The organism is Aquicoccus sp. (assembly GCF_041686535.1).
Classification (GTDB): domain Bacteria; phylum Pseudomonadota; class Alphaproteobacteria; order Rhodobacterales; family Rhodobacteraceae; genus Aquicoccus.
On the sequence record NZ_JAWLDS010000013.1, the window covers coordinates 47,166 to 60,725 of the forward strand.

Here is a 13,560-nt window from a genome sequence, read left to right on the forward strand (position 1 = left end):
GGGCTGGCCATGTCCGGGTCTGTGTCCATTTATTCGAACGCAATCGGCGATTGCCGCGCCCGGTTTACATGCAGACTGAACACGTCCCGCCGGGCATAATGCCAGGCAACATCGAACTTGCGTCGTGACGCACGCGCGGCGGGAACATCGATGCCTCGATCAAGCTCGCGCATCCGATGACCCAGTACCTGCATTCGCGTGCGATTTGCCGCATGGTCGGTCGCAATCGCCGCATATCAAGAAAGGGGCGTGCGCGAGGATGACGAATGGCGCAGACGCGACAGGTGCCCCACGGCGCCAGGAAGCCCGCCCCGGCGCGGCCACCGGGCTTGCGGCAAGGACGGTCTTGTCAGATTGTGCGGCATCCGTCCGAGAGATTCCGAGGGAAACCGCATCCGGGCGCCGATTGTCGAAAACAAGGGCTCACTGGCCCGGCTCCAGGCGGTTCACCTTACGCGCAACGGCATCCGTGCCGATATCGCCCACAACATCAACGAAGCGACCGCTTTGATGCTGGAAAAGCCTTACCGGATCCTCTCGGACAAACTCATGCTCAGCGATCAAAGCGCGCTCGCCGTGGCCGACTTGGCAAACGGACCTATCCTTCGTCGAACACCCCCGCATACGTGACCCGAAGATCGCGTTTCAGGATCTTGCCGCTGGCGTTCTTGGGCAGTTGATCCGTGACTTCGATATGTTTCGGAGCCTTGAAATGGGCCAGCGCGTCGCGGCAATACGCCATCACCGCATCTGCGCTCAATGTGGCGCCTGACTTCGGCACGACCACGGCAGTCACGGCCTCGATCCACTTGGGATGCGGCACACCGAACACCGCGACCTCGGCCACGTCGGGATGGCGAAAGATCGCTTCTTCAACCTCGCGACTGGCCACGTTCTCGCCCCCGGTCTTGATCATGTCCTTCTTGCGGTCGACCACATACAGGTATCCGTCCTCATCGAAACGGCCCAGGTCGCCACTATGGAACCAGCCGTTGCGGAAGGCCTCGGCCGTCTTTTCGGGATCGTTGTAATACTCGGTGATCAGGTGCGGGCTGCGGTGCACGATCTCACCCACCTCGCCCACGGGCACGGGGATGTCATCGTCATCCACCACCAGCGTTTCCACGTTCAGCGAGGGGCGTCCGGCCGAGCCCAGCTTGCGGAGTTGGTCCTGTGGTTTCAGGATGGTGGCGAGCGGCGCCATTTCCGTCTGGCCATAGAAGTTGAACAGCCGCATCTGCGGCAGGCGCTGCGACAGTTCCTCGATCACCGCGGTGGGCATGATCGACGCGCCGTAATAGCCCGCGTTCAGACTGCTGAGGTCACGCTTGTCGAAGTCGGGATGGCGCAGCAGGGCGATCCAGATCGTCGGCGGGCAGAAAAGCTTGGTCACACCATGGGCTTCGATGGCTTCCAGCATTGCCGCCGGGTCGGCCTTGTCGTGCAGGATCGACGTCACGCCCAGATAGAGATCGGGGCTGAGAAAGCAATCCAGCTGCGCGCAGTGAAACAGAGGCAGGCAATGCAGCGACACGGCGTCCTCGGTCATTTCCCCGTCGACCATGCAGCTTGAATACTGTGCATAGAGCGCCCCCGAGGTCAGTAGCGCGCCCTTGGGTCGGCTTTCGGTGCCGCTGGTATACATCATCTGGATAGGATCGTCGGCATGAACGTCGTGCCAGACCTCGGTGGTGTCATCGTGGTCCAGAATGTCCGCGACCGGCTGCCAGCCATCGGGCGGGGTCACGCCCGCGTGCGGGATGGCGAAACGCAGCATGTCGCCCTGCCCCATCTCGGTCAGGGCGGCGTCGGCGGTTTCGCAAAGCGAATCCTCGGCAATCATCATCTTTGCGCCGGAATGACCCAGGATATAGGCCACGTCGGGCGCGGTCAGCATGAAGTTCACGGGCGTCGTGACCGCCCCCAGCCGCGCGAGCGCATAGCGCAGCACGACGAAGGCGCGGTTGTTGTGCGTGAACAACGCCACGCGGTCGCCCATGCCAACGCCCCGTGCGGCCAGCGCGTTGGCTGCGCGGTTTACCGCGGTGTCCAGTTGAGCGAACGTGTCGGTCTGGTCGCGAAAAACCAGTGCCACCTTTTCTGGCACGCGACGCGCCGAACGGCGCAGCATGTCGGCCAGTTGTTGCCCGCGGGCGCGGCGGATCAGTTGTTCGGTTTGCATGGTTTCATCCTCTTGTCTTGTCGTCGCTCAACCGGCGCGGCCCCGCGCCGGCCCGTTCGGATCAGCCTCTCAGGCTCGGCAGCCACAGCACCAGCTCCGGAAAGGCGCACAGGATCGCAACCAACACCAGGTCCATCACGATGAACCAGGCCACGCCGCGGAAGATGGCCGAGGTTGTCACGAGGTTGCCCACCACGCTTTTGATGACAAACACGTTCATGCCGATGGGCGGCGTGATCATCCCGATTTCCAGCAGCTTGGTCAGCACGATGCCGAACCACAGCAGGCTCCAGCCCGCGGCATCGACCACCGGCAGGATGATCGGCAGCGTCAGGAGCATGGCGCCGATGGGTTCCAGAAACATGCCCATCAACAGATAGACACATACGATGCCGATCATCAGCAACACCGGGCTGGACGCGATGGAAAGGATGCCTTCGGACAGGAAATCGCCCGCCCCGGACAGCGCCAGGAACCGTGTCAGCAGGCTGGCACCAATGGCGATGATCAGCAGCGCGGCGGTCGTCATCAGCGTCTCGCGCGCGGCGGTCATAAAGCGGTCCAATGTCATCCTTCCGCTGACAGTGGCCACGAGGCAGGCCAGAGACGCACCCACGGCGCCCGCCTCGGTCGGTGTAAACACCCCGCCGAACAATCCGCCGAAAATACCGATGATGATCAGCAGAATCGGCCAGGTCTCACGCAGCGCTATCAGCTTCTCGCGCAGCGTCACGCTGGAGTCACGCTCGGGGGCAAGGTCGGGGTTCAGCCACACCCGCAGCAGCACAACCAGCGTATACCCCACTGCCGTCATCAGGCCGGCGACTATCCCACCCAGAAACAGGGCCGAGATCGAGATCTGCGCGATAACGCCATAAAGGATCAGGATGATCGAGGGTGGAATGAGCGCGCCGATCGTGCCAGCCACCGCCACCGTGCCGGTGGCCAGTTCCGGGTGATAGCGCTGCTTCATCATCTCGGGGATGGCGATGCGCCCCATCGCCGCCGAACACGCGATGGACGAGCCAGAGACAGCGGCGAACCCGGCCGAGCCAAAGATCGACGCGATCGCCAGTCCGCCCGGCAGGCTGGCCAGCCAGATGCGCGCGGCGTTGAACATGCCGCGTGTCAGCTGCGTGTGATAGCTGATGAAGCCCAGGAACAGGAACATCGGGATCGAGCTGAGTAGCCAGCTTGAGGCGAATTTATAGGGGATGATGCTCATCGAACCCCAAGCCACGCGCGGCCCCATCAAAACGTAAAGCCCGGTGAAAGACACCGCGATCAGCGCTATTCCGATGGGCACGCGCACCGCGATCAGGGCAATCAGTGCGGCAAGGCCGGTCAGGCCGATTTCAACATCAGTCATTTATGAATTTCACATCCGTATCGGTTTCGCTCAGGCCGTTTTGCGTGCCGGTTACGGTGGCGATCACGCGATAGGCCGCGATCAGCGCCATCAACGCGGCGCCCACAGGAACAAACCAGAAGCTTTGCCAGATCTCGACCAGCTGGCTGCCCTGCTCCATCGTGGCGCCGCCACGAGTTTTGCTGACAGCCTCGATATAGCCACCGATCATCACGACCACCAGAACCGCAACCGTCAGCACGCCCGAGAACACCGAAAGCACGTTGCGCGGCCGTGGCGGCATCAGGTCAGTCAGAATCTCGACCGAGATATGAGCCCGCTTTTCCTCTGCCACGCCCAGAGCGATGAAGGCGACGAAGACCATGTAGTAGTTGGCCACCATCACGATCGTGCCGGGCACGGGCGCGTTGAACAGATACCGTCCCAGCACGTCGGCCGTGACGTGCAGCATCATCAGAACGACACAGATCGCCCCGATCATGGACGCGAATTTCGCCAGATGCGACAAGGCTCTGCCGATCATGAACATGGGTTGTCTCCATCAGCCAAGGGGCCGGGCGCCAAGAGTGGTGGCGCCCGGCGTTCGTCACGGAACGCGGTGTTACTTGCCGTAGCTGGCGACATCGATCTTCGAAAAGATCTCTTCCCAGTAGATCTCGGCCAGTTCCTCGCCGCTGTCGACATCCTTGGTCAGCTCGGTCCAGCGCGAGAGGCTCTCGGTCAGGGCGGCGGCGGCCTCGGCGCCGGTTTCAATGCCGAACCGCTCGTTATAGATTTCGGCGATGGCGTCCTTGTCATTCTCGATGAATTCGCGGTTCATCGCCACGATGTCATCAGGGGCGGGGCCGTATTCGATGTCCATGTCGGGCGCACGTTCGCGGCCGGCACGACCCTCTTCGATATAGACCCAGGCGATATCGGCGGCCAACTCGGCATGCGCGCGCATCATCGCTGCTTTGGCGTCATCCGAAAGACCGTTCCAGCTGTCCTTGTTCATCGTGAAGGGCACGTTGAACTGCGCACCCGGCGCGCCGACATAGACATAGTCCACCACGTCGATGAAGCCGAAATTCACGAAATCGGCGGTGTTCGACATGGTACAATCGACGACGCCCTGGCTGAGGCCCTCAAGCGTTTCGTTTACCGACATCGAGACCGGTGTCGCGCCGACCGACTCCGCCCAACGCGACCAATATGCGCCCGCGGCGCGGATCCGCTTGCCCTCGAGATCGTCGGTACCGGTCAGAGGCACCGCGCATTGCAGCACGTAGGAGGTGGTCGAGGACGCTCCCAGATACACCTGGTTCTGCGCCGACATCTCGTCCATGCAGGCGGGGCAATCGTTCATCACGTATTCCATGATGGCGCCGGTAAAGGCGAGGCTGCTCAGCTCGCCGGCGAATTCCTCGAGCTCGACCAACTCGGAAAACTCGGCCAGCATGTTCAGCGTCGGATATTCCCCCGGGAAATAGGCCAGCAGGTTGCCCGCCACATCGGCGATACCGTCGCGCAGACCGGCGTTGATTTCGGAAAAGCTCAGCAGAGACAAGGGGAACACTCTCACGGTGACATCGCCGTCACTATATTCTTCCACCGCCTTGGCGTAGTCCTCGATCTTGGCGGTTGGCGCCGAGTTGGGCGGCCAGCCCCCTGCAAAGCTGAGATTAGCGGCATTTGCCGCACCAGCGCCCGCCAGAACGGTTGCTCCGGCAAGCAGGGTCTTGATCGTCATTTTCATGGTGGATTCCTCCCGTTTAACCATGGTTTTCCAGTCTTGCCCGGCCCTGGGTGGCCGGAAATTCGTTATGAGGCGTCACTGATCGCCCGCTGCAGGCCCCTTCCAGCGCACCGATGGCTCATCCTTCGAACCGCGCCTGGCGCTTCTCGCGGAATGCTGCCAGGCCTTCGGCAAAATCACGCGTCTCGCCCGCCGCTCTCTGTAACCGGCGCTCGGTTTCCAGCGCGGTGTCAAAATCGCTGTCGGCCGCGCTCCAAGCCGCCTTTCGGATCAACGCATAACTCTGGCTGGGCCCCTCGGCCAGCTTTTGCGCAATGTTCTGCGCGGTGTGTTCCGCAACGTCATCTTTGGTCAGGCGGGTGACCAGCCCCCAGTCGAAGGCCTGTTCTGCCGAAATCTTTTCGGCCAGCAGCATCATCTCCATCGCGCGCACGCGACCGACCGCACGGGTCAGCAACCATGTTGCTCCACCATCAGGAACCAAGCCGATTCTCGCGAAAGCTTCGAGGAAGTAGGCGCCCTTGCCCGCCACGATAATATCGCAGGACAACGCCAGCGACGCACCCACCCCGGCCGCAGCGCCCCGCACCACCGAAATCAGCGGCACCGGCAGATCGCGGATCGTGTGCATCAGCGGGTTGTAATCCTCTTCCAGCGTGGCCCCCACGTCGAATCCTGCAATATCCTCGGGCATCGCCGCCTTGAGATTTGCACCGGTGGAAAACGCCCGCGGACTGCCCGCCAAAACGATCGCGCGCGCGCCATTTGCGGGTTCCGAATGCAACAGCGTACGCAAGTCCTGCGCCATTTGCGGCGTCATCGCGTTCATCGTGGCGGGATCGTTCAGCCGCAGGGTCGTCACCGCACCCACGCGTTCAATCAGAATTGCGTCGCTCATTTGTCCCCTCCTGCGCTCCAGCCCGGTTCTTGCCACCAAGGGTAGAAGCCCGGCATGTCACGCGAAACCCTGTCGGAAAAGGCGGGCGGGCGCTTCTCAAGGAAACTGGCCACACCTTCGGCAGCGTCACCGGATGAACTGCGCGCAGCGATGGCGCGACTGTCGATTCGATGCGCCTGCATCGGGTGATCGGCTCCGGCCATGCGCCACATCATCTGACGGGTCAGCGCGATGGACACCGGCGCCGTGTTGTCCGCGATTTCGCGGGCAATCGAATTGGCCGCCTCCAGCAGGTCGCCCGGCGCGTGGACCGAGCGCACCAGCCCGCCCGCTCGCGCCTCGTCCGCATCAAACACACGGCCCGAATAGCACCATTCGAGCGCCTGGCTCATGCCCACGAGGCGTGGCAGGAACCAGCTCGAAGCGGCCTCGGGCACGATTCCACGCCGGGCAAAGACAAAGCCGAAACGCGCGGTCTCCGACGCGATGCGGATGTCCATCGGCAGTTGCATGGTAGCCCCGATGCCCACGGCAGGGCCGTTGACCGCCGCGATCACCGGCTTCAGGCAGTTGAACAGCCGAAGCGCCAGGATTCCGCCCATGTCCCGATTGCCCGCATCGTCCCACACATCAGGATCGGTCGCCGCCGGATCGACCCGTGCCGCGGTAAAGGCGTTGTCGTCGTCAAGGTCCACGCCCGCGCAGAAGCCGCGCCCGGCCCCGGTGACGATGACGGCGCGCACATCGTCGTCGGCATCGGCGGCATCGAGGGCCGCCAGCATCTCTTCCATCATGACCCGCGTAAAGGCATTCATGCGGTCAGGTCGGTTCAACGTCAGTGTCATGACCCCACTGTCAAGGTCGGTCGTGATCGTCTGGCCAGTCATTGTCCTAGGCTCCTGTATCATGTGTGGGTCCGACACCTATGACAACGCCCGGGCATTCAAGGCGATCTCATCTTCCAGTCCTGCGATCTGGGCGCCGCGCCAGAAATCCTCGATATGCATGCGCGCCCATTTTTCGGCGCGGTCGGCATCACGATCACGCAGCGCCGCGATGATGTTCGAATGGGCTTCGATCTGGCGCTTGTAGAATTTCGGCGCGAAGGGCGCGATCTGGGCAAACCCGCGAAAGAGCAAGAGCGCGATCGGCTCGCGCGCCAACCCGAGCACACGGTTATGACCCATTTCCGCAACCCGGGAGTGGAACCGTTCATCCAACTCGATCGTGCGCGCCATCTCGCCTTCGCTGCCAACCAGATCGCCATGCAACGCCTGAAGAGCATCGATTTCGTCGCTTGTGGCACGCTGCGCCGCCAGCCGTGTGGCCAGGGGCTCGGTTACCATGGTCACCTCCCACAGCTCGCGGAAGGTCACCTTCATCAGCGCCATCGCCCGACCAGCGCGCGTCGTCAGCTGATCGGCCTGCGGCACGGCCACCTCGAGCCGCCGGGGCGAGGGACGGTGCACAAGGCCGTCGCTTTCCAGTTGCCGCAACCCTTCGCGTACGGTCGAGCGGGTAACGCCGAACAGCGCGCCCAATTCCGCCTCTCCCGGAAGCTGATCGCCTGGCTTGAGTTCACCGCGCAGGATCTGCGCCTCGATCTCTTCGGCGATCTGCTGATACGCGTAGTTCACGTGGATCGGCTTGGCTGTCAGGCCCATGCAACACTCCCGCCACGCAACGCGCAACTGACAGGCACAAGCCGGGCCCGGCGAGCACAGGTGATGGAAGGGCGGCAACTCAGCATCCGAAGATCCGTTATGGTCTGACAATGTGACATACTGATCGCGATTCCCACATTCTGTCAACAGCCCAATCCATAGCCCCCAAACGTTTCCGTGACACTTCACTGCACCATGGGCAAACCATCGCTTTCAAAGGCAGAGGCGCAAGTGTTTCTGATGTTTACGACAGCTATTTCAGTGACCCGCAGGAAAGCCCGACAGCGCCTGCGAGAGCCCGTAGGTGCATGTCATGAAAGTGATTGACCGTCGACGTGCCGCCCATTATGTCGCATTGTCAGACACTCCAGATCGATCGATTGGGCTTCATGTACCGATATCGCCAGACGAAACATGCCAAAATGATACCAACCGCTCGGATCACCAAATGACAGGGCAGCCTGATTTTGATCCAGCCTTTCTGGAACCTGTCCTTGGTGGGCCGGTGCGTCTGACTGCGATAGATGGTGGACAGTCCAACCCCACATGGTTCGTCACATGCAATGGGCGTGACCTCGTGCTGCGCAAGAAGCCGCTTGGCGCGACCCTCGACAGTGCCCACGCGATCGAACGGGAGTATCGCGTGATCTCCGCGCTGCAAGAAAGTGCGGTTCCGGTGCCGCGGCTGGTCCTGTTCGAATCCGATCCCGACGTGATCGGCACTGCGTTCTACCTGATGGAGCGGATCGATGGCACGGTTTCGGGCCGCACCGACCTGCCGGAACTGGGTGCCGCCGGCCGCCGCGCGTTGCATCTGGATGCCGCGCGCATTCTTGCCCATCTGCACAGCCAGGACATCAAGGCGCTGGGGCTCGAGGATTTCGGTCGTTCCACGGCTTATTACGACCGGCAGGTGCGCCGCTGGCGTGGGCAGTGGCAGGCTCTCGAAGCGCGCGAGGATCCCCGCATCGACGCCATGGCAGACTGGTTCGCGAGCAACATCCCGCCCGAAAACCCCACCACGATCGTTCACGGCGACTATCGCATCGGTAACGTCATCTTTGCACGCGAACCCGCGCGCATCACGGGCGTGCTGGATTGGGAGTTGTCCACCCTCGGCGATCCGCTGGCAGACCTGGCGCATTGGTCGATGTTCTATGACCTGCGCCCTGATCAGATGGGCGGGTTGTCCGGACTCGACCTGAAGGCGCTCGGCCTGCCGGACCGGGAGGAGTTTCTAGATACATACCGGGCAGCAGGTGGCTGCCCCACTGCATTGGGCGTGTTCCACCGCGCCTTTGCGATGTTCCGCATGGCCGTGATCCTCGAAGGGATCATCGCACGCGCGGAAGCAGGGCATGCCGCCGGCGCGAACGCGCGCGCCGTCGGTGCGCTGGCCCCCCAATTCGCGGATCTCGCCGAGATGCTGCTGTCCACCGACAAACCCCTCACGCCCTGAAGGAGCACATGATGGATTTCGCCTATTCCGACAAGACCAAGGCCATGCTGAGCCAGTTGCAGGATTTCATGGAGGATCACGTTCTGCCTGCGAACCGGCAGTTTCACGAGATTGCCCATACCGGTGCCTACCCGACCGAGGTGATCGAACCGCTCAAGGCCAAGGCATACCAGGCCGGGCTGTGGAACATGTTCTCGCCCGAGCTGGAGGATCACCACCCGGGCACCCGGCTGACAAACCTGGAATACGCGCCCCTTGCCGAAGCGATGGGCCGCGTGCCGTGGAGTCCCGAGGTGTTCAATTGCAATGCACCCGATACCGGCAACATGGAAATCCTGATGCAATTCGGCACGCCCGAGCAGAAAGAGCGCTATCTTGATCCGCTGCTGCGGGGAGAACTGCGCTCGGTTGTCGGTTTGACCGAACCCGATGCGGCCTCGTCCGACCTGACCAACCTGGCCACCACCATCCAGCGCGAGGGTGATGAATACGTTATCAACGGACGCAAATGGTTCTCGACAGGGGCCAAGCACCCCAATGCCAATCTTTGCATCGTGTTCGGCGTATCCGACGCGTCGCCGGAGGCCGACCGGCACCGCAAGCATTCCTTCATACTGGTACCGATGGACACGCCAGGATTCGAGGTGGTGCGCGACGTGCCGATCATGCATCACCACGCCCCCGAGGGTCATTGCGAGATCGTGATGCGCAATGTGCGTGTGCCGGTCGACGCGATGCTCGGCAAAGAGGGTGACGGTTTCATGCTCGCACAGGCCCGGCTGGGGCCGGGCCGCATCCATCACTGCATGCGCACCATCGGACAATGCGAACTGGCACTGGAACTGATGTGCGAACGCGGCCTGGAACGCCAGACATTCGGCAAGGCGCTGGCCGACAACGCCAATATCCAGGACTGGATCGCACAGTCGCGAATCGAGATCGACGCTGCACGTCTGCTGATGCTGCAAACCGCCTGGAGGATGGACGAGGAAGGCGCACGCGCGGCCCGCGTCGATGTTTCCGCGATCAAGGTGATGGCGGCACGGCTGCAAACAACCGTCGTCGATCGCGCCATGCAGGTGTTCGGCGCGGCCGGCATCACTCCCGACACGCCGCTCAGCTATCTTTGGACATGGGGCCGCGCGATGCGGTTCCTGGACGGCCCCGACGAGGTGCATCTGAAAGTCATCGCACGAGAGGAATTGAAACGCGCCAAGGCCACGCTGGGCCGGAACATGGCGCATTTCGTCCCGCCGGTCCGTTCATAGAACCTGTCGGCCCCAATCGGATTCGGGTTTCCCATCGCCTGTCTTTTGTGGTTCCATGCATTGGAGGCAAATCTTGGGATCGGATATGAGTAGACCGCTCACTTTCGAGTTTGGCGAACATGCCGCCAATCTTGACGAGAATGGCAACCCGCATACAGCGGCGGCGCGGCGGCTGTGTGCTTCGATCGACCTGGTGAACAACCACGGTGCAAATCTATCGCGAAACCGGGTCGTTTTCACCAAGGCTGCAAGGCAACTCCTGGCGCGTCGCGCGGACCGCCGTCAAATTGTGGATTCAGGGCCGGATCAAGGCCCGGCCCACACACGACAAATGAACTGCACTCGCTCAGACCGAAGCACCGGGATGTCGCCGGGCGGCGCCGCGTCCCGGTTGCGAAACAGCTTGTCTCATCCTGAAACATGCCAAGCATTGCGTGCCGGCCAGAATCGCCGAACTCCATTGACTCAGATCAACACGGAAGGCGCTTTCACGAGATAAGGTACAGCTTCATCAATTGACCTATCAGCATCAAGAGGAGAACACGGATGTCCGAGCGCGAACAGTATATCGAGAAAGCCAAGGCCCGCATTGAACAGTGGAATGCCGATATCGAGAAGATGAAGGCCAAGGTCAAAGAGGCCGAGGCCGGTGCCAAGATCGAATATCAAAAGCAGCTTGACGAAATGCGCAGCCAGCGTGACGAGGCCGAGGCCAAGTTGAAAGAGGTCCGAGAGGCCAGCGATGATGCTTGGGACGACATGAAGAAGGGTTTTGACAAGGCATGGGACAGCATTTCCGACGCATTCAACAGCGCGTTCTCGCGGTTCAAGTGAAGGAAGCCGCTACACCTTGAATGGCCATTCCGGGAACTTCGGGCCTTGTGCGAGGCGCGCCGGTTGACGTGCCCATATAGAGGGCAACCAGCAGTTGGGAGGTGTTCAAGGCCGTTTCTCGATAGCATGGACTCGTCCCGAAGCACGTGATGGAAACTTCCCTCTGGATCGTCGTCGCCGCGGCCCTTTTTACTGCAATTATGACGGGCGCGGGGGCGCTGCCGTTTCTGTTTGTCAAGAATCTTGGCAAGCGCAGCGTTGGCTGGTCGAACGCGGCCGCAGCCGGCCTGATGCTGGCCGCCAGCCACAGCCTGATTGACGAGGGTGTGTCGCTCGATATCACGCTGACGATAGCTGGCGTTCTCGGAGGTCTCGGCGCGATCGTCCTGGCAGACAGGCTCCTGTCGGGCGCGGGCGATGTGGAGGTCGCAGAACTGGAGGGCGCAGGCGCAGCCAAGGCGCTTTTGATCCTTGGGATCATGACCGCGCATTCCTTTGCCGAGGGCGTGGGCGTCGGCGTTTCCTTTGCCGGCTCTGAGGGGCTTGGAGCCTACATCACCACGGCGATCGCGTTCCACAACGTGCCCGAGGGGCTGGCCATCGCGCTGGTGCTGGTGCCACGCGGGTCACCCGTCTGGAAAGTCGCTTTATGGGCAATCTTCACCAGCTTGCCCCAGCCGATCATGGCCGCGCCCGCCTATGTTTTCGTCGAAACGTTTCGACCGTTCCTGCCTGTCGGCCTGGGCCTGGCTGCAGGCGCGATGATCTGGATGGTGTTCTCTGAACTCTTTCCCGATGCGCTGGAGAAGGTCCCAAGCGAGTCGGCGGCTACCGCCGTAACGCTGGCCTTCTCCGCCATGATGGCCTTCCAGATGCTCGTACTGGCCCATTGAGACCGCTAACCAAAGGAAATATCCATGATCCCGATAATACGCCCCTTTTTCGACAGGCCAACAGGCAGCCTGCAATATGTTTTCCATTGTCCCGAAACCAAGAAGGCAGCCATCGTTGACCCGGTTTGGAATTTCCATCCCGAAGCCGGGGCGGTCACGACCGAAAGCGCAGACGAGATCTTGAGCTATGTTCGCCAAGAGGGGTTGGAGGTGGTCTGGGTCCTTGACACCCACCCCCACGCCGATCATTTCAGCGCGGCACCATATCTTTCGCAGGAACTCTGCGCACCCACCGGGATCGGCGAAAAGGTGACGGATGTCCAGAAACTCTGGAAAGACCTGTACCATCTCGACGACGATTTCACGACAGACGGATCGCAATGGGATCGCCTGTTCGCCGAGGGCGAAGAGTTCATGGTCGGCGAAATCCCAGTCAGTGTGATGTTCTCGCCAGGCCATACGCTTGCCTCGATCACCTATGTCGCAGGCAATGCGGCGTTCGTGCATGACACGTTGATGATGCCGCAAAGCGGCACAAGCCGGACCGATTTCCCGGGTGGCAGCACCGAGGATCTCTGGAACTCGCTGCGCGCGATCCTCGATCTTCCGGACGATACGCGGCTTTACGTCGGCCATGACTACCCCGATGAGGCCGCGGCGCCCGAGTACATGGCAACGGTGGCCGAACACCGCCTGTCCAACCGACATGTCAAGGACGGTATCGGCAAGGCCGAGTTCATCGCATCGCGGCGCGCCCGCGACGCAACCCTGCCCTTGCCCGCACGGATGCTCGCGGCGCTTCAGGTCAATATCCGGGGTGGGCACCTGCCCGATGCGGAAGCGGATGGACACAGCTATCTCAAAATTCCGATCGGGAAATTCGATTCACGATGAGCGGCGGCCGGAATTCGGTCTTTGGACGGATCACGGTTGCCGCTTGGCAGGAGGGTCGAGGTGGCCGTTACCACGCTGGTGGCGACGCTCCGTTCATTGGGATTCAGGAATCCTTGTAGCGTCAAGCGGATCGACATCGATGCCAACCCAAGGGTCCATGACCCGACCGGGACGCCGGAAAATCGAGACGATTATGTCGCGATCCGGTGTCATGTCCGACATGAGAACTTCGGACCGTCGCAAGGGTATCACAACGGGCGCACTGAACTGGCCCCATTTTCGACCGGAGACCTGGGCCTGAACCAGGAGGCTTAGGGATATCCCTAAGCACGTGCTCATGTCTGAAGTTGAAATCATCACG

The 13,560-nt window shown here is 61.7% G+C and carries 13 protein-coding genes; 6 read left to right on the forward strand and 7 right to left on the reverse strand.

What is annotated here, in order from left to right; all coding sequences use genetic code 11:
* The first annotated feature begins 249 nt into the window (after nucleotides 1–249).
* A complete protein-coding gene (locus ACESL9_RS05215) occupies nucleotides 250–630 on the forward strand; it encodes a hypothetical protein (RefSeq protein ID WP_372614641.1) in 381 nt (126 codons plus the stop codon).
* Here the strand turns inward: ACESL9_RS05215 and ACESL9_RS05220 are convergent.
* The 7 genes from ACESL9_RS05220 to ACESL9_RS05250 all read right to left on the reverse strand — a co-directional run bounded on the left by ACESL9_RS05220 (nucleotide 599) and on the right by ACESL9_RS05250 (nucleotide 7,851).
* Complete coding sequence (locus ACESL9_RS05220; RefSeq protein WP_372614643.1) at nucleotides 599–2,182, reverse strand: fatty acyl-CoA synthetase; 1,584 nt, start codon at nucleotides 2,180–2,182, stop codon at nucleotides 599–601. The two genes, ACESL9_RS05215 and ACESL9_RS05220, sit on opposite strands and share 32 nt — an antisense overlap.
* A 61-nt stretch (nucleotides 2,183–2,243) precedes the next feature.
* Nucleotides 2,244–3,551 carry a TRAP transporter large permease gene (locus ACESL9_RS05225; protein WP_372614645.1) on the reverse strand — a complete coding sequence of 436 codons (1,308 nt, stop codon included), beginning with the start codon at nucleotides 3,549–3,551 and terminating at the stop codon, nucleotides 2,244–2,246.
* Entirely contained in the window at nucleotides 3,544–4,080 is a 537-nt protein-coding gene (locus tag ACESL9_RS05230; protein ID WP_372614647.1) for a TRAP transporter small permease, read from the reverse strand. The genes ACESL9_RS05225 and ACESL9_RS05230 overlap by 8 nt, the downstream gene beginning before the upstream one ends.
* Before the next feature lie 72 nt (nucleotides 4,081–4,152).
* Nucleotides 4,153–5,289, reverse strand: coding sequence for a C4-dicarboxylate TRAP transporter substrate-binding protein (locus ACESL9_RS05235; protein ID WP_372614649.1), 1,137 nt, complete (start codon nucleotides 5,287–5,289; stop codon nucleotides 4,153–4,155).
* A 118-nt stretch (nucleotides 5,290–5,407) separates the two neighbouring features.
* Nucleotides 5,408–6,187, reverse strand: a complete 780-nt coding sequence (locus tag ACESL9_RS05240) for an enoyl-CoA hydratase-related protein (RefSeq protein WP_372614651.1) — start codon at nucleotides 6,185–6,187, stop codon at nucleotides 5,408–5,410.
* Nucleotides 6,184–7,074 (reverse strand): crotonase/enoyl-CoA hydratase family protein, encoded by an 891-nt coding sequence (locus ACESL9_RS05245; protein WP_372614653.1) that lies wholly within the window; start codon nucleotides 7,072–7,074, stop codon nucleotides 6,184–6,186. The genes ACESL9_RS05240 and ACESL9_RS05245 overlap by 4 nt, the downstream gene beginning before the upstream one ends.
* Before the next feature lie 36 nt (nucleotides 7,075–7,110).
* On the reverse strand, nucleotides 7,111–7,851 hold the full coding sequence (locus tag ACESL9_RS05250; RefSeq protein ID WP_372614655.1) for a FadR/GntR family transcriptional regulator: 741 nt from the start codon (nucleotides 7,849–7,851) through the stop codon (nucleotides 7,111–7,113).
* A 448-nt stretch (nucleotides 7,852–8,299) separates the two neighbouring features.
* On the opposite strand from ACESL9_RS05250, the gene ACESL9_RS05255 reads away from it, so the two are divergent.
* The 5 genes from ACESL9_RS05255 (at nucleotide 8,300) to ACESL9_RS05275 (ending at nucleotide 13,199) form a co-directional block, all read left to right on the forward strand.
* Nucleotides 8,300–9,310, forward strand: a complete 1,011-nt coding sequence (locus ACESL9_RS05255; RefSeq protein WP_372674571.1) for a phosphotransferase family protein — start codon at nucleotides 8,300–8,302, stop codon at nucleotides 9,308–9,310.
* Nucleotides 9,311–9,321: 11 nt separating this feature from the next.
* Nucleotides 9,322–10,578, forward strand: coding sequence for an acyl-CoA dehydrogenase family protein (locus tag ACESL9_RS05260; protein WP_372614659.1), 1,257 nt, complete (start codon nucleotides 9,322–9,324; stop codon nucleotides 10,576–10,578).
* A gap of 546 nt (nucleotides 10,579–11,124) precedes the next feature.
* The gene (locus ACESL9_RS05265; protein WP_372614661.1) at nucleotides 11,125–11,412 is read left to right on the forward strand and encodes a hypothetical protein; all 288 of its coding nucleotides are present in this window, start codon (nucleotides 11,125–11,127) and stop codon (nucleotides 11,410–11,412) included.
* 149 nt (nucleotides 11,413–11,561) lie between these two features.
* Nucleotides 11,562–12,305, forward strand: coding sequence for a ZIP family metal transporter (locus ACESL9_RS05270; RefSeq protein ID WP_372614663.1), 744 nt, complete (start codon nucleotides 11,562–11,564; stop codon nucleotides 12,303–12,305).
* Between the two features lie 24 nt (nucleotides 12,306–12,329).
* On the forward strand, nucleotides 12,330–13,199 hold the full coding sequence (locus ACESL9_RS05275) for an MBL fold metallo-hydrolase (RefSeq protein ID WP_372614665.1): 870 nt from the start codon (nucleotides 12,330–12,332) through the stop codon (nucleotides 13,197–13,199).
* Nucleotides 13,200–13,560 lie beyond the last annotated feature (361 nt).